Source organism: Neisseria sp. 23W00296 (assembly GCF_044772855.1).
GTDB lineage: Bacteria > Pseudomonadota > Gammaproteobacteria > Burkholderiales > Neisseriaceae > Neisseria.
On the sequence record NZ_CP173024.1, the window covers coordinates 1,574,611 to 1,595,794 of the forward strand.

26 protein-coding genes and 1 tRNA gene are annotated in these 21,184 nt (G+C 57.6%); 13 read left to right on the forward strand and 14 right to left on the reverse strand.

Annotated elements, in window-relative coordinates; all coding sequences use genetic code 11:
* Positions 1-61 precede the first annotated feature (61 nt).
* Positions 62-1,525, forward strand: coding sequence for an IMP dehydrogenase (guaB, locus tag ACG2K1_RS07870; RefSeq protein ID WP_009426014.1), 1,464 nt, complete (start codon positions 62-64; stop codon positions 1,523-1,525).
* 106 nt (positions 1,526-1,631) lie between these two features.
* Here the strand turns inward: guaB and ACG2K1_RS07875 are convergent, their stop codons facing one another.
* The 3 genes from ACG2K1_RS07875 to ACG2K1_RS07885 form a co-directional block, all read right to left on the reverse strand.
* On the reverse strand, positions 1,632-1,817 hold the full coding sequence (locus ACG2K1_RS07875) for a hypothetical protein (protein WP_009426013.1): 186 nt from the start codon (positions 1,815-1,817) through the stop codon (positions 1,632-1,634).
* Between the two features lie 103 nt (positions 1,818-1,920).
* Positions 1,921-2,028, reverse strand: coding sequence for a helix-turn-helix domain-containing protein (locus ACG2K1_RS07880; RefSeq protein ID WP_232304381.1), 108 nt, complete (start codon positions 2,026-2,028; stop codon positions 1,921-1,923).
* Between the two features lie 72 nt (positions 2,029-2,100).
* A complete protein-coding gene (locus ACG2K1_RS07885; protein WP_395429439.1) occupies positions 2,101-2,361 on the reverse strand; it encodes a hypothetical protein in 261 nt (86 codons plus the stop codon).
* 190 nt (positions 2,362-2,551) lie between these two features.
* Between ACG2K1_RS07885 and ACG2K1_RS07890 the strand changes: the two genes are divergently transcribed.
* The gene (locus ACG2K1_RS07890; RefSeq protein ID WP_036496002.1) at positions 2,552-2,842 is read left to right on the forward strand and encodes a hypothetical protein; all 291 of its coding nucleotides are present in this window, start codon (positions 2,552-2,554) and stop codon (positions 2,840-2,842) included.
* An 81-nt stretch (positions 2,843-2,923) separates the two neighbouring features.
* On the opposite strand, the gene ACG2K1_RS07895 is transcribed toward ACG2K1_RS07890, so the two are convergent.
* The 7 genes from ACG2K1_RS07895 to ACG2K1_RS07925 all read right to left on the reverse strand — a co-directional run bounded on the left by ACG2K1_RS07895 (position 2,924) and on the right by ACG2K1_RS07925 (position 8,540).
* Positions 2,924-3,514 carry a hypothetical protein gene (locus tag ACG2K1_RS07895; protein WP_157058122.1) on the reverse strand — a complete coding sequence of 197 codons (591 nt, stop codon included), beginning with the start codon at positions 3,512-3,514 and terminating at the stop codon, positions 2,924-2,926.
* An 84-nt stretch (positions 3,515-3,598) separates the two neighbouring features.
* Entirely contained in the window at positions 3,599-4,891 is a 1,293-nt protein-coding gene (gene hisD, locus ACG2K1_RS07900; RefSeq protein WP_395429440.1) for a histidinol dehydrogenase, read from the reverse strand.
* Positions 4,892-5,092: 201 nt separating this feature from the next.
* On the reverse strand, positions 5,093-5,554 hold the full coding sequence (locus ACG2K1_RS07905) for an ExbD/TolR family protein (RefSeq protein WP_395429441.1): 462 nt from the start codon (positions 5,552-5,554) through the stop codon (positions 5,093-5,095).
* Positions 5,555-5,557: 3 nt separating this feature from the next.
* Entirely contained in the window at positions 5,558-6,223 is a 666-nt protein-coding gene (locus ACG2K1_RS07910) for a MotA/TolQ/ExbB proton channel family protein (protein WP_009426004.1), read from the reverse strand.
* 91 nt (positions 6,224-6,314) lie between these two features.
* Positions 6,315-7,250 (reverse strand): energy transducer TonB, encoded by a 936-nt coding sequence (locus tag ACG2K1_RS07915; RefSeq protein ID WP_009426003.1) that lies wholly within the window; start codon positions 7,248-7,250, stop codon positions 6,315-6,317.
* A 259-nt stretch (positions 7,251-7,509) separates the two neighbouring features.
* Positions 7,510-7,585: transfer RNA gene (locus ACG2K1_RS07920), tRNA-Lys, on the reverse strand.
* Between the two features lie 139 nt (positions 7,586-7,724).
* Positions 7,725-8,540 (reverse strand): glycosyltransferase family 2 protein, encoded by an 816-nt coding sequence (locus tag ACG2K1_RS07925; RefSeq protein ID WP_395429442.1) that lies wholly within the window; start codon positions 8,538-8,540, stop codon positions 7,725-7,727.
* A gap of 226 nt (positions 8,541-8,766) precedes the next feature.
* Between ACG2K1_RS07925 and ACG2K1_RS07930 the strand changes: the two genes are divergently transcribed.
* Positions 8,767-9,060, forward strand: a complete 294-nt coding sequence (locus tag ACG2K1_RS07930) for a DUF6968 family protein (protein ID WP_036496009.1) — start codon at positions 8,767-8,769, stop codon at positions 9,058-9,060.
* A 130-nt stretch (positions 9,061-9,190) separates the two neighbouring features.
* Here the strand turns inward: ACG2K1_RS07930 and ACG2K1_RS07935 are convergent, their stop codons facing one another.
* Complete coding sequence (locus ACG2K1_RS07935; RefSeq protein WP_395429443.1) at positions 9,191-9,784, reverse strand: tyrosine-protein phosphatase; 594 nt, start codon at positions 9,782-9,784, stop codon at positions 9,191-9,193.
* Between the two features lie 538 nt (positions 9,785-10,322).
* Here ACG2K1_RS07935 and ACG2K1_RS07940 point away from each other — a divergent pair.
* The 5 genes from ACG2K1_RS07940 (at position 10,323) to metG (ending at position 14,843) form a co-directional block, all read left to right on the forward strand.
* The gene (locus ACG2K1_RS07940) at positions 10,323-10,943 is read left to right on the forward strand and encodes an L-threonylcarbamoyladenylate synthase (RefSeq protein WP_395429444.1); all 621 of its coding nucleotides are present in this window, start codon (positions 10,323-10,325) and stop codon (positions 10,941-10,943) included.
* 33 nt (positions 10,944-10,976) lie between these two features.
* Complete coding sequence (locus tag ACG2K1_RS07945; RefSeq protein ID WP_395429445.1) at positions 10,977-11,684, forward strand: lysostaphin resistance A-like protein; 708 nt, start codon at positions 10,977-10,979, stop codon at positions 11,682-11,684.
* 116 nt (positions 11,685-11,800) lie between these two features.
* A complete protein-coding gene (locus ACG2K1_RS07950) occupies positions 11,801-12,472 on the forward strand; it encodes a site-2 protease family protein (protein ID WP_009425995.1) in 672 nt (223 codons plus the stop codon).
* Between the two features lie 57 nt (positions 12,473-12,529).
* A complete protein-coding gene (locus tag ACG2K1_RS07955) occupies positions 12,530-12,754 on the forward strand; it encodes a hypothetical protein (protein WP_157697478.1) in 225 nt (74 codons plus the stop codon).
* Between the two features lie 19 nt (positions 12,755-12,773).
* Positions 12,774-14,843: a methionine--tRNA ligase gene (metG, locus tag ACG2K1_RS07960; protein ID WP_395429446.1), complete on the forward strand. Its 2,070-nt coding sequence runs from the start codon at positions 12,774-12,776 to the stop codon at positions 14,841-14,843.
* Between the two features lie 108 nt (positions 14,844-14,951).
* Here metG and ACG2K1_RS07965 read toward each other — a convergent pair whose 3' ends face one another.
* Positions 14,952-15,272: a phosphoribosyl-ATP diphosphatase gene (locus tag ACG2K1_RS07965; protein ID WP_009425993.1), complete on the reverse strand. Its 321-nt coding sequence runs from the start codon at positions 15,270-15,272 to the stop codon at positions 14,952-14,954.
* 80 nt (positions 15,273-15,352) lie between these two features.
* The gene (gene hisI, locus ACG2K1_RS07970) at positions 15,353-15,754 is read right to left on the reverse strand and encodes a phosphoribosyl-AMP cyclohydrolase (RefSeq protein WP_009425992.1); all 402 of its coding nucleotides are present in this window, start codon (positions 15,752-15,754) and stop codon (positions 15,353-15,355) included.
* 232 nt (positions 15,755-15,986) lie between these two features.
* On the opposite strand from hisI, the gene waaF reads away from it, so the two are divergent.
* A complete protein-coding gene (gene waaF / locus ACG2K1_RS07975; RefSeq protein ID WP_395429447.1) occupies positions 15,987-17,015 on the forward strand; it encodes a lipopolysaccharide heptosyltransferase II in 1,029 nt (342 codons plus the stop codon).
* A 109-nt stretch (positions 17,016-17,124) separates the two neighbouring features.
* Here the strand turns inward: waaF and ACG2K1_RS07980 are convergent, their stop codons facing one another.
* A complete protein-coding gene (locus tag ACG2K1_RS07980; protein WP_157058121.1) occupies positions 17,125-17,385 on the reverse strand; it encodes a hypothetical protein in 261 nt (86 codons plus the stop codon).
* Positions 17,386-17,454: 69 nt separating this feature from the next.
* Between ACG2K1_RS07980 and hisC the strand changes: the two genes are divergently transcribed.
* The 4 genes from hisC to hisA all read left to right on the forward strand — a co-directional run bounded on the left by hisC (position 17,455) and on the right by hisA (position 21,163).
* On the forward strand, positions 17,455-18,522 hold the full coding sequence (hisC, locus tag ACG2K1_RS07985) for a histidinol-phosphate transaminase (protein ID WP_009425989.1): 1,068 nt from the start codon (positions 17,455-17,457) through the stop codon (positions 18,520-18,522).
* A gap of 16 nt (positions 18,523-18,538) precedes the next feature.
* Complete coding sequence (gene hisB, locus ACG2K1_RS07990; RefSeq protein ID WP_009425988.1) at positions 18,539-19,459, forward strand: imidazoleglycerol-phosphate dehydratase HisB; 921 nt, start codon at positions 18,539-18,541, stop codon at positions 19,457-19,459.
* Between the two features lie 182 nt (positions 19,460-19,641).
* On the forward strand, positions 19,642-20,286 hold the full coding sequence (gene hisH / locus ACG2K1_RS07995; protein WP_395429448.1) for an imidazole glycerol phosphate synthase subunit HisH: 645 nt from the start codon (positions 19,642-19,644) through the stop codon (positions 20,284-20,286).
* A 130-nt stretch (positions 20,287-20,416) separates the two neighbouring features.
* A complete protein-coding gene (gene hisA, locus ACG2K1_RS08000; RefSeq protein WP_009425986.1) occupies positions 20,417-21,163 on the forward strand; it encodes a 1-(5-phosphoribosyl)-5-[(5-phosphoribosylamino)methylideneamino]imidazole-4-carboxamide isomerase in 747 nt (248 codons plus the stop codon).
* Positions 21,164-21,184: the final 21 nt, after the last annotated feature.

Below are 21,184 nucleotides of genomic sequence, written 5' to 3' on the forward strand. Positions count from 1 at the left end.
GCGGGCGCGGCAAATTTGATACAATGCCGTGCATCTTGCACAAACTGAAAGTTAAAGCATCATGCGTATCGTAGAAAAAGCCTACACCTTCGACGACGTCCTGCTCGTTCCCGCACATTCCCAAGTGCTGCCGCGCGACGTTTCCCTCAAAACGCAGCTCACCCGCGACATCTCGCTCAACCTCCCCCTCCTCTCCGCCGCCATGGACACCGTAACCGAAGCCCGCTTGGCCATTTCGATGGCGCAGGAAGGCGGCATCGGCATCATCCATAAAAACATGACACCCGAACAGCAGGCCAGAGCGGTGGAAAAAGTCAAACGCCACGAAAGCGGCATCGTTAAAGACCCCGTTACCGTTGCGCCCGACGTGTTAATCGGCGAACTGCTGGAACTGCGCGCCCAACGCAAACGCAAAATGTCCGGCCTGCCCGTTGTCAAAGACGGCAAAGTGGTCGGCATCGTAACCAACCGCGACCTGCGCTTTGAAAACCGCCTCGATTTGCCCGTGTCCGCCATCATGACCCCGCGCGAACGCCTCGTTACCGTGGCCGAAGGCACCAGCATCGACGAAGCGCGCGAACTAATGCACACCCATAAAGTCGAGCGCGTTTTGGTACTCAATGCCGACGACGAACTCAAAGGCCTGATTACCGTTAAAGACATCATCAAAACCACCGAATTTCCCAATGCCAACAAAGATTCCGAAGGCCGTCTGCGCGTGGGTGCGGCCGTCGGCACGGGCGCGGATACCGAAGAGCGCGTACGCGCACTGGTAGCGGCAGGCGCAGACGTTATCGTCGTCGATACCGCACACGGCCACAGCCAGGGCGTGCTCGACCGCGTGAAATGGGTTAAAGAAAACTTCCCCGGCGTGCAGGTTATCGGCGGCAACATCGCCACCGCCAAAGCCGCGCTGGACTTGGTTGCCGCAGGCGCAGATGCAGTGAAAGTGGGCATCGGTCCCGGCTCCATCTGCACCACCCGCATCGTTGCCGGCGTGGGCGTACCGCAGCTTACCGCCATCCACAATGTTGCCGAAGCCCTCAAAGGCACAGGCGTACCGCTGATTGCCGACGGCGGCATCCGCTTCTCCGGCGACGTGGCTAAAGCCCTTGCCGCAGGCGCGTCCAGCGTGATGCTCGGCGGTATGTTTGCAGGCACGGAAGAAGCCCCCGGCGAAATCGAACTCTACCAAGGCCGCTCCTACAAATCCTATCGCGGCATGGGTTCGCTCGGCGCAATGAGCCAAGGCTCGAACGACCGCTACTTCCAAGACAAACAGGAAAGCGCAGACAAATACGTGCCCGAAGGCATCGAAGGCCGCGTGCCCTACAAAGGCCCGATTGTCAACATCATCCACCAGCTCACCGGCGGCCTGCGCTCCAGCATGGGCTACCTCGGCTGCGCCACCATCCGCGATATGCACGAAAAAGCCGAGTTTGTCGAAATCACTTCCGCAGGCATGAGCGAATCGCACGTCCACGACGTACAAATCACCAAAGAAGCGCCGAATTACCACCGCTGATTGGCGATACCGATTTGACGTGATGCAAGGCCGTCTGAAAACGTAAAACGGGTTTTAACTCCGTTGAAGCTGCGCTTTCAGACGGCCTTTTTGCTTTGCCGCGGGCTTAAGCCTGCCGCTCGCGCATCAGGCGGATGATTTCCTGTAAGGCTCCCAGCTCGCGGTCTTTCTGCGCCAGCATTTCCGCTTGGTGTTTCTGCATCAGTTGCAGCTTGTCGATTTCGGCAGCCATTTGGATTTGGCTGTCGTAGATGTTTTGGTAGTTATCGGATGAAATGTTGTTGACGGACATGCTGTACCGCCCGTCTTCCTGCGCGATCAGGTTGAGGATGTCGGTGTCAAAGATTTCGGCGATCTGTTCCAGATGCGGCAGGTTCAGGCGCGTTTCGCCGCGTTCAATTTTTAGCGTAGCCGTTGGCCGACAAGCCCAGCCGCACGGCCAGCTCCTCCTGCGACCACTGCCGCTCTTCGCGCAGCGCGCGGATTTTCTCGTAGATTTTCATAACAACACTTTTCGTGTGTACCGCTCCACTTTTTGCTGCTGGCAGCATAATGTAAACGGCGTTTACAATTATTTAACCGATGGCAGCGGATTTTAGACGGTTTGGTCGCAGCCCGCCAGATCGGTTCACATTCGATTGTAAACTCTTACCAAGAACAACAAATGAAAACATTTTTTCGGCGCGCGCCTTTGCCGTATTGCTGGCTGCCTCCGCGTTAATCGCGGCAAACATAGCGCAGGCAGAACCGACGACGGAGGAGAAAAAACAGGCAGTAAGAGCCGCCATAAAAGCAGCAAGAGCGGAAGCCTGTGATGCCGGTTTTGAAAAAATCATGGTGCAGTCGGAACTGCCGCAGCCGGTTTATTTGGTGCTATAGGAAACAAGTGCCCCAGATTACTTTAAAGACCCCGATACAGGAGAAACAAGATGTTCGGGCGGTTCGGGCACGAATTACTACGGTCTAGCGCGGGTGGTGCAAACGGGAAACCGTTTTACCGTTACCGATAAAAATCTCTTCGACAAAATGGACAGAGCCAACGGAATCAATCCGAATCAGGATTATGAAGATCAGTCCAAAGCATTGAACAATCGTTTTATCCAATCCATAAAAGTTCTTGATGGCAGCCGCATCAGGGTAGTGGCAGACAAATACGCCCCGGCGCGGGAAGACGACTTTCAGGGAAACAATTTTCCCACCCGTCGCTGGCAGTACGAGATCAGTGTAACTAATATGAAGCTGCCGGATGCAAAACTGGTGTGCAAGCCGGAATACGTCGTCGACATTAAAGGCGAAAGCGTTATTTGCAAAAGATAGCCCTCTCAGATCGTCTGAAAAACCTTACAAATCCGTTTCAGACGATCTCTTTCCACAAAACCAAACACATTGAAAAGCGAGTTACCCATGACAAACAAAAAACTGATCCCCCTTGCTGCCGCTGTGTTCCTGCTGGCGGGCTGCCCTTTGCAGCAAGGCGACGACGAAACGAAAAAAGAGCTGGCCGCATTGAAAGAGCAGCTGGCGCAGCAGCAGAAACAGGAAGCCGAACGCGCCGAAAAAGCGAAGCTGGAAGAACAGGAAGTCAGACAGCAGCAGCGGGAAGATGAAATCTACCGCCAAGCGCAAGCGGACATGGAACTGAGGCAGGCATTTGAGGCGGAAGAGCAAAAGCAGGCGCAGGAAGAACAGGCCAAACAGGAAGCGGAAAAATCCAAGCAGGAGGCGTTGAAGAAAAAACCTGTGGAGAAGCTTGCACGTTATCAGGCGGTAGTGATCAGCGAGTCGGGCTACGGCGCACTGAACCTGCGCGGTTCGCCTTCGGCGCAGTCGGTGGTGGTTACCGAATTGCAGGACGGCACGGAAGTACAGGTTATTGCCGAAACCGATGTCTGCCACAATGGCGCCGCCTCGAAGCAACGCACGCGGTCTTTGTTTTTTATCAGAAGATTTTCCAAAAAATTCCACAAACCGCGTGCGTGGTTGTGCCACATACTCTACCTTCACAGCAGAGGCCGTCTGAAAACCCTGATTCGGGTTTTCAGACGGCCTTTTTGCTTTGCTGCGGCACAAACGTCAATCGCGCAGGCGCATTTCGGCGGCGCGGGCGTGGGCGGTGAGGCTTTCGCCGTGGGCGAGCAGGCTGGCGGTTTTGCCCAGCGTCTGCGCGCCCTGTTCGGAGACGCGGATAAGGCTGGAGCGTTTTTGGAAGTCGTAGGTGCCCAGCGGCGAGGAAAAACGGGCGGTGCGGCTGGTGGGCAGGACATGGTTGGGGCCGGCGCAGTAGTCGCCGAGGCTTTCGCTGGTGTAGCGTCCCATAAAGATTGCACCCGCGTGGCGGATTTTTTCCGCCCAGCGTTCGGGGTTTTCGACGGAGAGTTCGAGGTGTTCGGGGGCGATGTGGTTGGCGATTTCGCAGGCTTCGTCCAAGTCGCGCGCCAGTATCATCGCACCCCTGCCGCCCAGCGAGGCTTCGATGATGGCGCGGCGGGGCATGTCGTTTATCAGGCGGTTCATGGCCGTCTGAACGTCGTCGAGGTAGCTTTGCGAGGTGGCAATCAGTATGGCTTGGGCGATTTCGTCGTGTTCTGCCTGACTGAAGAGATCCATGGCCACCCAGTCGGCAGGGGTGCTGCCGTCGGCGATGACGAGGATTTCTGAGGGGCCGGCCACCATGTCGATGCCGACGACGCCGAAGACGCGGCGTTTGGCGGCGGCGACGTAGGCGTTGCCCGGGCCGGTGATTTTGTCGACTTGGGGGATGCTTTGTGTGCCGTAGGCGAGTGCGGCAACGGCCTGCGCGCCGCCGACGGTGTAGGCGCGGGTGACGCCGGCAACGTAGGCGGCGGCCAGTACGATGTCGTTGCGCTCGCCCTTGGGGGTGGGGACAACCATGATGATTTCGCCGACACCGGCGACGTGGGCGGGCATGGCGTTCATGATGACGGAGCTGGGGTAGGCGGCTTTGCCGCCGGGAACGTAGATGCCGACACGGTCGAGGGGGGTGATCTGTTGGCCGAGCAGGGTGCCGTCTTCGTCGGTGTAGCTCCACGATTCCATTTTCTGGCGGCGGTGGTAGCTTTCTACGCGGTGGGCGGCGGTTTGCAGGGCGGTTTGGATGTCGCGCGGCAGGCGGTCGAAGGCGGCCTGCAATTCGTGCTGCGTCAATGTGAGGTCGGCCATGCTTTGCGCGGCGGTGCCGTCGAAGCGGTTGGTGTATTCGATGAGGGCGGTGTCGCCGCGCCGCTGGACGTCGGCGCAGATGTCGGCGACGATGCGTTCGGTTTCGGGGTTTTGCGCGGTTTCAAAGGCGAGCAGGGCTTGGAGTTCGGCTTGGAAGGCGGGGGAGCGGGTGTCGAGTTTTTTCATGGTGTTGTTCCGTGGGCGGATTTGGTTTGGGTGTGGCGCACATGTTTTCAGACGGCCTTTGCGGTGTTTGAGGCCGTCTGAAAATGTTTGCGCGGCGGGCGGGAGGCGGGCTGCTTTATACCATTTGCCGCAGGGTGCGGACAACGGGGCGGGGCAAAGGTTGAAGCCGTCTGAAAATCGGGTTTTCAGACGGCCTGTACACTATCTTGCCGGAATATTTTTTAACTCAAAGTTGAAGCCTATCTTGTCGATTTTGGCTTCCTTGGCAATTTCTACCGCAGAAATTACTGTTTCATAGTCGGCATCTTTCGAGGCATCAACCGCCAAAACAGCATTGTTTTTTGGGTTTTTTGCTTTTATTTCAGCAACTACCTGCTCAAATGCCGATTTTAAATTTTCTTTGGCGATAGGTGTGGTCTCTCGGTTTAGATAGTATTTTCCTGCATCATCAACGGTAAGCCACACGGGATCAGTTGGCTGCTTCCCATCTACATCTTGAGCATTTTCTGATACTGTGGGCAAGTCAATTTGGATGGAGTGGGTCAGCACGGGCATGGTGATCATAAACACGATCAGCAGCACCAGCATCACGTCTACCAGCGGGGTGACGTTGATGTCGCTTACCGGTGCGTCGTCGTCGCCGTCGTTCATCGAAAAGGACATGGCTTACTCCTTGTCTTTTTTGTTCAGGATTTGCGCGTGCAGGTCGTGGCCGAAGGCGTTGAGGTCTTGCAGCAGGGTTTTGTTACCGCGCACGAGGAAGTTATAGGCCAATACGGCAGGAATGGCGGCGAAGAGGCCGACGGCGGTGGCAATCAGTGCTTCGCCGATGGGGCCGGCTACGGCAGCGATGCTGACTTGGCCGCTTTGGCCGATGTTGAGCAGGGCTTTGTGGATGCCCCATACGGTGCCGAACAGGCCGATAAACGGCGCGCTCGAACCGATGGAGGCAAGGGCGGTGAGGCCGCCGTCGAAACGGCGCATGATCTGGCTGATGCTGTATTGGATCTGGCGCAGCAGGTACGGGCCGAAGGGAACGCCGGATGCGAGGTTGGCATCTTTGTTGCGGTGGAAGGTTTCGTCGGTTTTCACTGCATCAAGCAGCATGTCGCTCATCGGCGATTCGTGTTCGCGGGCAATTTTCACAGCCTCTTCCAGCGATTTGGCATTCCAAATCAGCTCTTTGACGCGGGCGTTGCCGGCTTTGGCGCGGCGCAGTTTGATGGTGCGGACTATCATCACCGTCCAAGTGGCCAGACTCATGATGATGAGGATGATGAAGGCGGTGATCAGAACGAAATCGCCTTGTTTGAAAACGTGTAGTAAATCCATATTGTGCTGCTCTCTTTTGCTGTTGATTTGAAATTGGTCGACGGAGGCCGTCTGAACGCGTGTGCCGTTTTTTCAGACGGCCTCCGAGGGATTAATCGTTAAGCTCGAAAACGATTTTCGCGCCTTTGAAGCGTACCCATTTGCCGTGGGTTTGGTAATGCCCCGACATCGCTCCGCGTTTGGCCGCGGCGTCTAAGCGGGCATAGCCGCTGCCTTTGGTGATTTTCACCTCGGTGGCGCGTCCACTCGGATCGACGAGCACCTCCATCACAATCGTGCCGGTTTCGCCGTTTTCGACTGAAAGGGGCGGATAAGACGGTGTGGCCAGTCTGCCTCCGGCTTTGACGATGGCATTGCCTGCGCTGCCGCCGGCACCGTCACCACCACCGCTTCCGCCGCCGCTGCCGGGGCCTCTGCCCGACCCGGTGCCGGGGCCGTCTCCCGTGCCGTCGCCGCCGCCTCTGCCGCCGCCCGTTCCCGTGCTGCCGGGTTTGCCGTGGGCTTTCGGATCGGTGCCCTGCCCCTCGCCGCTGCCGGTACCGCCGGGAGCGGTGAATTCCGGTTTTTTCGCCGGAGGCGGCGCGGGAGGTGCGGGCGGAGCCGGTTTCGGCTCGAGCTTGGGTTCGGGTTTCGGTTGCGGCTTGGGCTCGATTTTTTCTTCCGGTTTTTCCTCTTTCGGAATGCGGATATCGGCTTTACGGTCGTGCGTAATCACCGGTTTGAGCTTAGGCTTTTCAGGTTCTTTCACTACCGGCTTCGGCTTCTCGATCGGTGGCCGGGGTTTGGGCTTCTCAGGCTCGGGCTGCGGCTCTGCCTGCTGAGGTTGCTCCGGCGCCGGAGCAGCCTCCGGCTCGCCCCCGCCTCCGCCGCCCGGCGGACCGAAAGCGGCCAAATCGACAAACTCCATATCTTCCACATCGGGAAGTTCGGGCTTGTTGTTGAGCAAAAGCAGCAGCGCAAACAGCGCCGCGTGCATCAGCACAACGAATCCGAAAACGGAAAAGGTTAATAGGCGGTCATTTTTCATAGGGACGGCATACTAATAAAAACAATTTTTGCTTGCAAGGTATTTTTTGCAGTTTTTTGTTTTTTCTTTACATATTCTAAACGGTATTAATTTGGAGATATTTGGGATTTGGCATTGATATATTTGAAATAACGATCGGTATTAGTACTGAACATTGCAGATAGCGTCACGGTATGTTTTATTCAGACCGTTTTGATTGAGATTCCGAAAATTATAAAAAAAGCCAAACCGGAATCCGATTTGGCTTTTTTCAGGATTTTGGTGGGTCGTGAGCGATTCGAACGCTCGACCAACGGATTAAAAGTCCGCTGCTCTACCGACTGAGCTAACGACCCATCGAATAATCGAAGTCGCGCATAATATCGGCGGAGCAGTCGGGCGTCAAGCGTTTTTTGTCTGCGGTGTTTTGACTTCGCTGAGGCTTCGCTTTCAGACGGCCTGACGCTGTTGTTGCTTGTTTAATGCTTAATCTTCTTATGCGTAGCCGGTTTTCAGAACGGTAATGCCGGTTTGGCCGAAAGACAGGGTGGTTTTCAGGCTTTCTATGGCGGCGCAGATGCGTTGGGTGACGGCTTCCGCTTCGGCCTGGTGTCGTTCGGTCATGCCTTCGGGCATTTTGCCGAAGAGGGCGGCGTCGAGCAGTTTTTCGGCGTGGATGCCGGGGCGGTGGTTGTGGATGACGGCGGGATCGGCGTCTCCGAACAGCGTGCCGACGACGGCGGCGCGGGTGAGGGCGATGCCGAGGGCGGCGTCTTCGCCGCCGAAACGGCGGAACAGGGCGTCCTGCGGGAAGCCGCCGCAGACCAGCAGGACGCTGCGGCGGAAGACCATATTGCCGCCGACGGTCATTTCCAGCCGCTGCCAGGCTTCGGCGAAGGCGGGATGGGCGGTGTAATGTTCGGGAAAACCGGCAGGACGCAGTTTGAGGCGGACGAGGGCGAGGTAGGGGATGGTTTCGAGGGCGAGATATGCGGGGGCGAGGGCTTCGGTTTCGTAGGCATCGTCGGCATCGAGAAAGGCGGCGAAATCAGCATCGCTCTGTAACACGCCCCAGTTACGGGCTTGGGCGGCGCCGACGTTTTGCGACAGGCGTGTGCAGCGGATTTGCGGGTGTTGTGCGGTAAGCTCCGCCATCACCTCGGCTGTGCGGTCTTGCGAGGCGTCGTCGACCAGCCAGACTTGACGCACGCGGCTTTGCGCCAACGCGCTTTCGGCGGCGGCGCGCAGGGTGGCGGCGGCGTTGTAGCAGGGAATAATGACGTCGAGGGTGGGCTTGTGGTCGGTTTGCATGATGGAGGCCGTCTGAAAAAATAATGGAAGTGTACTGGTTTGAGGCCGTCCCCGCCTTTACCCCTTCAGGACATAAACGCGGCGATGATGTTTCTGAAGGGCGGTTTGCGCTTTCAGACGGCCTTAATGGTATCCTGCCTCTGCCTTAATGTTAAAAGGAAGGTGCCGACTGCTGCGGAACGGTTTGGCGGCGGCATCGGCAAACAGGTAAACGAAAGGGGGTTTTATGTCTGACAAACTGACGCGTGCCGAGGCGGCGGTTTACCGTCTGCTGACGCTTGCCGACCGGCCCGATGAAACGGTGGAAGTTCTGTTCGGCAAACCGTTTGCGGCCGAAACGGGCGAATGGGTGTGTCCCTGCCGTATCGTCGGGGCGGGCAGGGACATGTGTTTTCGGGTTTTCGGTGCGGACGGCGTGCAGGCTTTGCAGTTGGCGTTTGCCGTTATCGACGGCGCGATGGCGGACAAAGGTTTGCGGTTGCTGTGGGACGGCGAAGCCTTCGGCGGTTTTAATAGTTAACCAAAATAGAAAATATACAGCGTTGCTGCGCCTTAGCTCGAAGAGGGCGGCTTTCTACGGCATTTAAAATGCCAAGAAAACCTGCCCCGTATTACCCATACTGTCTTTGGCTTGCGGCCTTGTATCTTTCCTATTTTGTTTCACTATACTGCGCCTGTGCTTTGAGTTTGGCCAATTCGGCCTTCACTTGGCGGACTTTGTCTTCGGTGAACAGCTTGGCGAGGTTGCGCCAGATGCTGTGGTAGCCGTAGGGACCCTGCTGCATTTCGCGTTTGGCTTCTTCTATCGGCCAGTTTTGGTAGACGATGCGGTACATGGCGGAGATAAGGCCGGTGCGGTCGGCGCCGTGGTAGCAGTGGATGAGAACCGCGCCGTGCGCCTGGCGCTGCTCGATCAGGTAGAGGGTTTCGGCGATTTGGCGCGGGGTGACGCGCCAAGTGAGCAGGGGTTTGTTGAGCAGGGCGAGGCCGTGTCCGGCGAGGGCGGTGTCGTTGTCGTTGCGGTCGAAATAGCGCAGGTTGACGACGCTTTTGACGCCCAGATCGGCAAGCTGCGGGGCATCGGCGCGGGTGAGCTGCTCGCTGCGGTAGAGTTTGTCGTCGATGCGGTAGAGGTTGGCATCCGCTTTGACGGGGGCGGCCCATTGGTAGGATTCGGCCGTGGCAGCGGCGTGAACGGCAGCGGGGATAAGGGCGCAGAGAATAAGGGCAATCAGGCGGGACATGGGTTTTCCTTTTGTCGGCGGAGCGGCTAGGGTATCATTCGCGGCTTTTTTCGGCCAACAGGTTTTTCAGACGGCCTCTGTATTTGGAAATTTTAAGAGGCGTAATTACCTCTTTACGCAAGAAGTCTTGTTATTAACTATCTAAAAGGAAATGCCATGCAGCCATTGGATCTAAAAGACATTCCGAATAGTGTGTTCCTTGAGGATATTGAAGAGCTCACAAGGGAATTTCCCGTTGAATTTCCTCAATTGTTTGAAAAATAATATCTTATTTGGATATAGATGCAAAATATGTCTATATCAATGATTTTATTGAGGATGAAAGCAGAAGCAATCATTTTTACGGTTATTTTTTTGATGCCCTCAATAAAAAGCTTTATCAATACTCGTTTGAAGAAAATAGTTAGCGTTTTCAAGAAGTAAATATTGAATCTTTAACAATGAAAGATACATTCAGTATTAAGGTATTAAATCTTCTGGGTAAACGGCAAGCATAAATTGGCTTGCCAAGCCCAATATTTTTTAAGGAGCATTCATCATGGCTCAGTTTTTTGCCATCCATCCCGACAATCCGCAAGAGCGACTGATCCGGCAGGCGGCGGAAATCGTGCGCAAGGGCGGCGTGATCGCCTATCCCACCGATTCCTGCTACGCGCTCGGCTGCCGTTTGGGCGACAAGGAGGCGATGGAGCGGATTCTGCGCATCCGCAAAATCGATTTGAAACACCATCTGACGCTGGTTTGCGCCGATTTGGCCGAGCTGGGCATTTACGCCAAGGTGGACAACGCCCAATTCCGCCAGCTCAAAGCGGCCACGCCCGGCAGCTACACCTTTATTTTGCAGGCCACCAAGGAAGTGCCCAACCGCACGCTGCACCCGAAACGCAAAACCATCGGCCTGCGCGTGCCCGACAACGCCATCGCCCTTGCGCTGCTGCGCGAGTTGGGCGAGCCGCTGCTCTCGTGCACGCTGATGCTGCCCGAAGACGAAGAGCCGCTCACCGACCCCTACGAAATCCGCGACCGCCTGGAGCATTCCGTCGATTTAGTGATCGACGGCGGCTGGTGTGGCACCGAGCCGACCACGGTGGTGGACATGACCGACGGCACGGTTTTGGTGCGCGAGGGACGGGGCGACAAGGCCGTGTTCGGCTTGTGAGGCCGTCTGAAAAGGCCGTCTGAAAGGGTTTGCATGAACAAAATCACGGACATTCTGAAATTCACCGGCTGCCTGCTATTGCTGTTTGTCGTGCCCACGCTGGTTTACACACTGGTCGACATCAACCGCCGCACTGGGCAGATCGGCAACACCGCCGCGCTTTACCAAACCGCCGTGTTCGCCGCCGTCGCCGCGCCGGTGCTGATTCTGTTTTACCGAGCCTACCGCACCGGCCGCCCTATCGGCGGCTACTTTGCCAAACCCGCAGACATCTCCCTGAAACGCAAGCTCTGCTGGGGCGCGTTTTACCTCGCGCTGATGCTGCTGGCAGGCGAATACGGCCTGCACGTGTTGAACTTTTTCTTCGACACACCCGTGAAAGACACGGAAAACCAGCAGGCAATTATCGAATGGACACGCCATCTGCCCGTATCTGTAGTGCTGGCCGACATCGTGCTGTTCGCACCGCTGGCGGAAGAATGGCTGTTTCGCGGCGCACTGTTCGGCCTGTTCGGCCGCAGCATCGATCAGCCCGAAGGCCGCGCCCACGCGTTTTTATCGTCCTCGCTGCTCTTCGGCTTCATGCACTCGGGAACGGACATCCCCGCCCTCGTCCTATACGGCACGCTCGGCGCAGTGCTGTCCGCCGCCTATCTGCACCTGCGCGACATCCGCTACCCCATCGCTATCCATATGGCGAACAACGCCGTGGCCATCGCCTCCGTTTACCTGTCTTCCTAAAAACAAGGCCGTTCCCGCCTTCGCGGGAATGACGTTTCTGAAAGCGCAAAACGGCCTTTAACTTCGTTGAAGCTGCGCTTTCAGACGGCCTCCCACACCAAGAAAGACCACACACCATGAATTTCGACCCCGCCTCCTTCCTTCTAATGATCGCGCCCGCCCTGCTGGCCATCACCCTGCACGAAGCCGCCCACGCCTACGCCGCCCGCTACTGGGGCGACAACACGGCGGAAAAACTCGGCCGCCTCACCCTCAACCCGCTGGCGCATATCGACCTGTTCGGCACCATCATCGTCCCCTCCATCCTGATTGTCAGCGGCTCGCCCTTCTTTTTCGGCTGGGCAAAATCCGTGCCCGTCATTACCCGCAACCTGCGCGACGCCCGCCTCGGCTGGCGCACCATCTCCATCGCCGGCCCGCTGGCCAACCTCCTGATGGCCTTCGCCTGGGCGGTGCTGATGGGGCTGCTGCCCGTCGTCCCCGTTTCCTTCGGCGAAGCGCTGGCCGGAATGGCAAGCTTCGGCGTCTCGTTCAACGCCTTTTTATTCGTGCTCAACATGCTGCCCATACTGCCGCTCGACGGCGGCCGCTTCCTCGACAGCTTCCTGCCCGCCAAATGGTCGGCGCAGTTCCAAAAAATCGAACCTTACGGCACATGGATCGTCTTTCTCGCCCTGATCGCCGGCCTGCTTGCCCCGCTGCTCGCCTATCTGGCCGAGCCGCTAATCAACGCCGCCCTTTTCCTCTCCCTGCTTATCGGCACCCTGCTGACGGGCGTTGTTATGTAGAAACCGACGCAGAGGCCGTCTGAAAGCGCAGTTTTCCTCTTTCAGACGGCCTAGGGCGTGTTGACATTCAGCTTGCGAAGCGGTTTTTTGAGGAAAAATTCGCGCCTGCAAGGAAAAAAGCGCAGCAAGATTGAATATCTTGCGAGCATTTTTGACGCGGCAGGCGTGGATTTTTACCAAAAATACCGCCGCAAGGCTGATTGTCAACGCGCCCCAGGGGCTGTTGGCAATTGGTATTGCCAACAGCCCCTAATCGTTTATGGCATAATGCCGCGTTTTTAACACAGCTTAACCACCTGCCATGACACGCAAAATCCTCGTTACCTCCGCCCTGCCCTATGCCAACGGCAGCATCCACCTCGGCCACATGGTCGAGCACATCCAAACCGACATCTGGGTGCGCTTCCAAAAACTGCGCGGCCACGACTGCCGCTACTGCTGCGCCGACGACACCCACGGCACGCCGGTAATGCTGGCGGCGCAAAAACTGGGCGTGCAGCCCGAAGACATGATTGCGCGCGTGCGCGAAGAGCATCTGGCCGACTTTACCGGCTTTCTCATCGGCTACGACAACTACTACTCCACCCACTCACCTGAAAACAAAGAGCTTTCCGAAAAAATCTACCTCGCTCTGAAAGCCAACGGCAAAATCGAAAGCCGCACCATCGAGCAGCTTTTCGACCCCGAAAAACAAATGTTCCTGCCCGACCGCTTCGTCAAAGGCGAATGCCCCAAATGCCACGCCGCCGACCAATACGGCGACAACTGCGAAGTGTGCGGCACCACTTATTCCCCCACCGAACTCATCAAACCCTACTCCGCCGTATCCGGCGCCACGCCGGTATTGAAAGAGTCCGAACACTTTTTCTTCAAACTCGGCGAGTGCGCCGATTATTTGAAACAATGGACATCGGGCAGTACCACCCTTTCAGACGGCCGCGAGCAGCCGCATTTGCAGGCCGAAGCGCTGAACAAAATGAACGAATGGCTCGGCAAAGACGGCGAAACCACCCTTTCCGACTGGGACATCTCGCGCGATGCGCCCTATTTCGGCTTTGAAATCCCCGGCGCGCCGGGCAAATATTTTTATGTGTGGCTCGATGCGCCCGTGGGCTATATGGCCTCGTTTAAAAACCTGTGCAGCCGTCTCGGCCTTAATTTTGACGACTATTTCCGCGCCGACTCCGACACCGAGATGTACCACTTTATCGGCAAAGACATCCTGTATTTCCACGCCCTTTTCTGGCCGGCGATGCTGCATTTCTCCGGCCACCGCGCCCCCACAGGCGTATTCGCCCACGGTTTCTTAACCGTGGACGGCCAAAAAATGTCCAAATCGCGCGGCACGTTCATCACCGCCAAATCCTATCTGGAACAAAAACTAAATCCCGAATGGATGCGCTACTACATCGCCGCCAAACTCAACAGCAAAATCGAAGACATCGACTTAAACCTGCAAGACTTCATCTCGCGCGTCAACAGCGATTTGGTCGGCAAGTATGTGAATATCGCCGCCCGCGCATCCGGTTTCATCACCAAACGTTTTGAAGGCCGTCTGGAAGACGTATCGGGCAGCGAGCTGCTGGCCAAACTCGCCGCCGAGAGCGAAACCATCGCCGCCGCCTACGAAGAGCGCGAATACGCCCGCGCCCTGCGCGACATCATGGCACTGGCCGACGCGGTAAACGAATACACCGACGCCAACAAGCCGTGGGAACTCGCCAAGCAGGCAGGCCAGGAAGCGCGCCTGCACGAAGTGTGCAGCGAGCTGATTAACGCCTTTGCCGTGTTGAGCGTCTATCTCGCGCCCGTGTTACCGCGTGTTGCCGAACAGGCCGCCGCGTTTTTGAACATTCCCGCACTTTCATGGAACATGGCCGCGCAAACCCTGCCCGCAGGCCACGCCATCAACAAATACGAACATTTAATGCAACGAGTGGAGCAAACCCAAGTGGACAACTTAATCGAAGCCAACAAACAAAGCATTCAGGCTGCCGCCGCACCCGCCGAAGCCGAGAGCCAATACGAAAAAGTCGCCGAGCAGGCATCGTTTGACGACTTTATGAAAATCGACATGCGCGTGGCCAAAATCATCAACTGCGAAGCCGTAGAAGGCAGCACCAAGCTTTTGAAATTCGACCTGGATTTCGGCTTTGAAAAACGCGTTATCTTCTCCGGCATCGCCGCCAGCTACCCGAATCCCAGCGAACTCAACGGCCGCATGGTGATTGCCGTGGCCAACTTCGCCCCGCGCAAAATGGCCAAATTCGGCGTATCCGAAGGCATGATTCTCTCCGCCGCCACCGCCGACGGAAAATTGAAACTCTTGGACGTGGACGCAGGCGCACAGCCGGGGGATAAAGTGGGTTAAACCGCCGCTTTTCATACCAAAGGCCGTCTGAAACCTCAAACAGGGTTTCAGACGGCCTTTGCTTGCCAAACAGATTCGGGCTTTACCGAAAATGAGCTTTCAGACGGCCTATTGCTGCCGCGCCGCCTTTTCCGCCAGTCCCGACAAACCCTGCCGCCGCGCCAACTCGTTTACCACGTCTTCCGCCCGCAGGCCGTGCGCCGAAAGCAGTACCATGCAGTGAAACCACAAATCGGCCGTTTCGTAAACCAAATGCGCCTTGTCGCCGTCTTTCGCCGCCATCAGCACCTCGCCCGCCTCTTCGATCACTTTTTTCAAAATCTTGTCGCCGCCCTTGTGAAAAAGCTGCGCCACATAAGAGCTTTCCGGGTCTGCACCCTTGCGCGAGTCGATAACGTTTTGGATTTCGTCGAGAATACCGCTGTTCATTGTTTCTGCTCCTGTTTGGAAAACCGGTTTGAGGCCGTCTGAAAGCCATATTTCAGTTTTCAGACGGCCTTTTGTCTGATTTAGCGACGGTCTGCGCCGCCGTAGATTTCCGCTTCGTCTTTGATAACCGCATCCGCCGTCTGCCAGACGCCGTCGCGCCATACTTTGTAAAAGCAGCTCTCCCGCCCCGTGTGGCAGGCGATGCCGCCGTTTTGCTCGATCCGCATCACCACAGCATCGCCGTCGCAATCGAGCCGCAGCTCGTGCACCTTCTGCGTGTGGCCGGAAGATTCGCCCTTCATCCACTGCTTTTGCCGCGAACGGCTGTAATAATGCGCGTAGCCCGTGGCCGCAGTCTGCGCCAGCGCCTCGGCGTTCATCCACGCCACCATCAGCACCCTCCCGCTCTGCCAGTCCTGCGCCACCGCGCACACCAGCCCGTCCGCACCGAATTTCACGCCCTGCAATACTGCTTCGTCCATCTGCTTTTCCTTTTATCAAACCCAAACCGCCCGAACGTTTCAGAAACATCATTCCCGCATAGGCGGGAACGGCCTTTCGGGTCAACCGGCTGTCACATCCGAGCCCGCACATTATGCCAACAATGGCCGCAGGCAAAAAGGCCGTCTGAAAACGAAACTTCAGCCCCAAGCGTTTTCAGACGGCCTCCAATCCATATTAAAATAAAGCCAAACCACAAACCGCCCGCAAACCATGTCCAAAAAAATCCTCATCATTTCCCCCAGCTGGATAGGCGACTGCGTCATGACCCAGCCGCTCTACCGCCGTCTGCACGAGCTTCATCCCGGCTGCACCATCGACGTGTTCGCGCCCAAATGGTCAATGGCCGTATTCGAGCGTATGCCCGAAATAAACGAAATCATCGAAAACCCCTTCGGCCACGGCGCGTTGCAGCTCAAAAAACGCTGGCGGCTCGGCCGCGAACTCGGACGGCGCGGCTACGACCAAGTCATCGTGCTGACCGGTTCGCTCAAATCCGCCATTATCGCGCTGGCCACCGGCATCAGGCAGCGCACGGGCTATGTGGGCGAATCGCGTTATTTTCTCCTAAACGACATCCGCAAACTCGACAAAGCCGCCCTACCCCTGATGGTCGACCGCTACACCGCCCTCACCCACCCTACCCAAGCCGACTTCAACGGCCATTCCGACAACCCGCGTTTTGCCATCGACCCCGCAAGCTGCCAAGCCGCCCTCGCCGCCCACGGCCTTAACACGGGCAAACCCGTTATCGCCTTCTGCCCCGGTGCGGAATACGGCCCGGCCAAACGCTGGCCGGCACGTCATTTTGCCGAACTCGGCCGCCGCTATCTTGCCCAAGGCTGGCAGGTATGGCTGTTCGGCTCGCAAAAAGACTTCCCCATCGCCGAAGAAATCAACGCCCTTTCAGACGGCCTCTGCACCAATCTTTGCGGCAAAACCAGCCTTTCCGAAGCCATCGACCTGCTCTCCTGCGCCGACACCGTAATCTGCAACGACAGCGGCCTGATGCACCTGGCCGCCGCGCTCGACAGAAAACTTGTCGCCGCCTACGGCTCGTCCAGCCCCGACCACACGCCGCCCCTAAGCCCGAAAGCCAAAATCGTCAGCCTGAACCTAGACTGCTCGCCCTGTTTCAAACGCGAATGCCCGCTGGGACACACCGACTGTCTGAACAAACTCACGCCCGATATGGTGCAAAACGCAGCCGAAGAATTGGCGGAAGAAAACAAGGCCGTCTGAACGGACTTCTTGAAAACAATATAGGCCATGCAGCAAAAGGCCGTCTGAAAGCATATCTTCCGCCCGAACACTTAGGAAACCGCTTGTTAACTTCGTTGGAACTTCACTTTCAGACGGCCTTTTTATGCCCATATGCCATATTTTTAAAACATGCCGCGCTAAAAACCATACACAGCGGCAAAATATCCCACAAAACAAAAGAAGCATTTCTTTTACTCTTTTTCATTCCCCGTTCCGAAAACGGCATCTTTTCCGAAAAAATCATCACTTCCACATCCGATTTCTGCCGTAAACAATCAAAAACAAACCCCATCATGCATTTTGCCGGGACGCCGTGCTTAAAAACGGTATAATGCGGCAAAAATTCCAACAGTTTCCGCCCAAGCCGATATGCAAAACAGAGCGGAACACATAACAAACCAGCACAACGGAGCAAATAATGACCCCCACCAGCCATCTGGTTCGCGACGAAATCCGCGCCATGTCGGCCTATGCCGTCGCCGCCGTGCCCGAAGACTGCATCAAGCTCGACGCCATGGAGCTGCCCTGCCGTTTTCCCGACGACATGATGCGGGAGCTGGCGCAAGAGCTGGCGCAGGCGCAGATCAACCGCTATCCCGCGCCCGACGCCTGCGGGGTACCCGAACTGCTGCGCGACACCTTCGCCATTCCCGATGCGGCGCAGATTGCCTTGGGCAACGGCTCGGACGAACTGATCCAACTCCTGCCGCTGCTTTTGGCCAAACCGGGCGCGAAAATGCTGGCACTCGAACCAAGTTTTGTCATGTACCGCCACAACGCGGCGCTGGCGGGCATGGAATACGTCGGCGTGCCGCTGAACGGTGATTTCACGCTCAACCTGCCCGCCGTGCTGGCCGCGCTGGAAACCCACCGCCCCGCCCTGGTTTTTCTCGCCTATCCGAACAACCCGACGGGCGTGCGTTTTGCGCGGGAAGAAGTACAGGCGGTTATCGACGCCGCGCCGGGCGTGGTGGTGGTTGACGAAGCATACGGCGCGTTCAGCGGCGACAGTTTCCTGCCGCAGGCGGGCGGCGAGGAAAAGCTGGTAGTGCTGCGCACGCTGAGCAAAATCGGTTTTGCCGGGCTGCGGCTGGGCTATGCCTGCGGCCATCCGTCGCTGATGGGCGAGCTGGCGAAAATCGTGCCGCCCTACAATATGAACCGCCTGAGCCTGACCGCCGCCGCTTTCGCCCTGCGCCGCTACGGCTGGGTGGCTAAGCAGATAGTGTCTTTAAAAGAAGAACGCGCGCGCCTGAGCGAAGCACTCGCCCGCCTGCCGCAGGTGCGCGTTTTCCCCAGCGAAGCCAACTTCGTCACCGCGCGCGTGCCCGATGCGGCGGCGGTATACGAAGCGCTGAAAGCGCACAATATTTTGATTAAAAAGCTGCACGGCTCGCATCCGCTGCTCGAACAGTGCCTGAGATTCACCGTCGGTTCGCCCGAGCAGAACCGTCAGGTTTCCAACGTTTTGCAAACACTTTTTTGATTTGAAAGGTCAAACCATGGATAAAAAAACCATCCGCACCGAAAACTTCCTGCGCCTCGTCGAAGAAGCGGGCAGCGTGTCCAAACTCGCCCGCGCCGCAGGCTATGCCAAACCCGCCTCGCTGCACCAGCTGCGCGCCCGCCTGAACAAAGAAGGCGAAAACGGACGCGGCATCTCCCACGTGCTCGCCGCCAAGCTGGAAAAAAGCATGGGCAAACCCAAAGGCTGGATGGACAGACGCCATCCCGAGAAAAAAGCAAAAGACACCACCTCGCAGGAAGCCGTTCAGACGGCCTTGGCCGAACAGACCGTGCAGGCCGCGCCCTTTGCCGCCCGCGAAGGCGACCGCGTCGTCACCGTCACCCGCAACACCAGCGAAACCCAAATCACCCTCACCCTGAACCTCGACGGCACAGGCAAAGGCCTCTTCGATACCGGCGTGCCCTTCCTCGAACACATGCTCGACCAAATCGCCCGCCACGGCATGATCGATCTCGACATCACCTGCAAAGGCGACACCCACATCGACGACCACCACACCGTCGAAGACATCGGCATCACCCTCGGCCAGGCGCTGAAACAGGCGCTGGGCGACAAAACCGGCATCCGCCGCTACGGCCATGCCTACGTCCCGCTCGACGAAGCATTGAGCCGCGTCGTCCTCGACCTCTCCGGCCGCCCCGGCCTCGTGTACAACGTCGATTTCGTCCGCGCCCTCATCGGCCGCTTTGATGTCGACCTGTTTGAAGAATTCTTCCACGGCCTCGTCAACCACAGCATGATGACCCTGCACATCGACAACCTCAGCGGCAACAACGCCCACCACCAGGCCGAAACCCTGTTCAAAGCCTTCGGCCGCGCCCTGCGCATGGCGGTGGAGTTTGACGAACGCATGGCCGGGAAAATGCCTTCCACAAAAGGCACGCTCACCGATTAGGCTTATTTAAAACACCGTCCCAACCGCCTGACCCGTCCTCCGGAGCAGGCGGTTTGTCCGCCGGTTCAAACCTTATTCCGTTTTTTCAGACGGCCTCCAACCCGCATCCGCACACCCGTTCAGGCCGTCTGAAAACACAACGTTTCGTTTCAAAGATACAAAAAACACAAAGGACACCAGCCATGAAAATAGCCGTCGTCGATTACGGCATGGGCAACCTCCATTCCGTTGCCGGCTCCGTGCGCGAAGCCGCCCGCATCAGCGGCGCAAACGTGCAAATCCTGCTCACCGGCTGGGCCGAAGAAGTGGCCGCCGCCGACAAAATCATCTTCCCCGGCCAGGGCGCGATGCCCGACTGCATGGCCGCCCTGCAACAGAGCGGCTTGGGTGAAGCCCTGTCCGACGCCCTGAAAAACAAACCCTTCTTCGGCATCTGCGTCGGCGCGCAGCTGCTGTTCGAGCGCAGCGAAGAAGGCGACACACCCGGCCTGGGCTGGTTTGCCGGCACCGTCGAGCGCTTTTCAGACGGCCTCACAGACGCGGCGGGAGGCCGTCTGAAAATACCGCACATGGGCTGGAACACCGTGCACCAGACGCAGCCGCATCCCCTGTTCGCAGGCATCCCGCAGGATACGCATTTCTATTTCGTCCACAGCTACCGCTTCGCCCCCGCCGATCCGTCGGTCGTCCTCGCCACCAGCAGCTATCCCGACCCCTTCCCCTGCATCGTCGGTCGCGACAACGTGTTCGCCACCCAGTTCCACACCGAAAAAAGCCACAACGCCGGCCTCACCCTGCTGAGTAATTTTTTACACTGGAATGGATAATTTGTGTAAAATGCGCTTTACATGCAGCCGCCATACCCCGCGTTTTGAGGACAAAGGCCGTCTGAAAGCGCAATCCCAACGAAATTAAAAAGCGTTGTGCCGCGCTTTGCCACCCAATAAAGGAAAAACCATGCTGCTCGTTCCCGCCATCGATTTGAAAGACGGAAGCTGCGTGCGCCTGCGCCGCGGCCTGATGGAAGAAGCCACCGTATTTTCCGATGATCCCGCGCACACCGCGCGGCACTGGCTGCAACAGGGCGCGCGCAGGCTGCATCTTGTCGATTTGAACGGCGCATTCGCGGGCGAACCGAAAAACTTCCCCGCCATCAAAGAAATCCTGGCGGCTGTGGCGGCGGACATTCCCGTCCAACTCGGCGGCGGCATCCGCGATCTGGCCACCATCGAAAAATACCTCGCCCTCGGCCTGAACGACGTCATCATCGGCACGGCGGCGGCGAAAAACCCCGATTTCGTGCGCGAAGCCTGCAAAGAATTTCCCGGCCGCATCATCGTCGGCCTCGACGCCAAAGACGGCAATGTCGCCGTTGACGGCTGGGCAACGCTCACCGGCCTCGACGCCGCCGAACTGGGCAGGCGCTTTGCCGGCGACGGCATCAACTCCGTCATCTACACCGACATCGGCCGCGACGGCATGATGAGCGGCATCAACATCGAAGCCACCGTCCGCCTGGCCGAAGCCATAGGCATCCCTGTTACCGCATCGGGCGGACTCACCGGCTTGGACGACATCCGCGCCCTGTGCGCCGCAGAAAGCAGGGGCGTCACCGCCGCCATTACCGGCCGCGCCATTTACGAAGGCAGCATCGATTTCGCCCAAGCGCAAAAGCTGGCAGACGAGCTGTCGCAAACCGTTTGACACACCGCGCCCGCAGCAGGC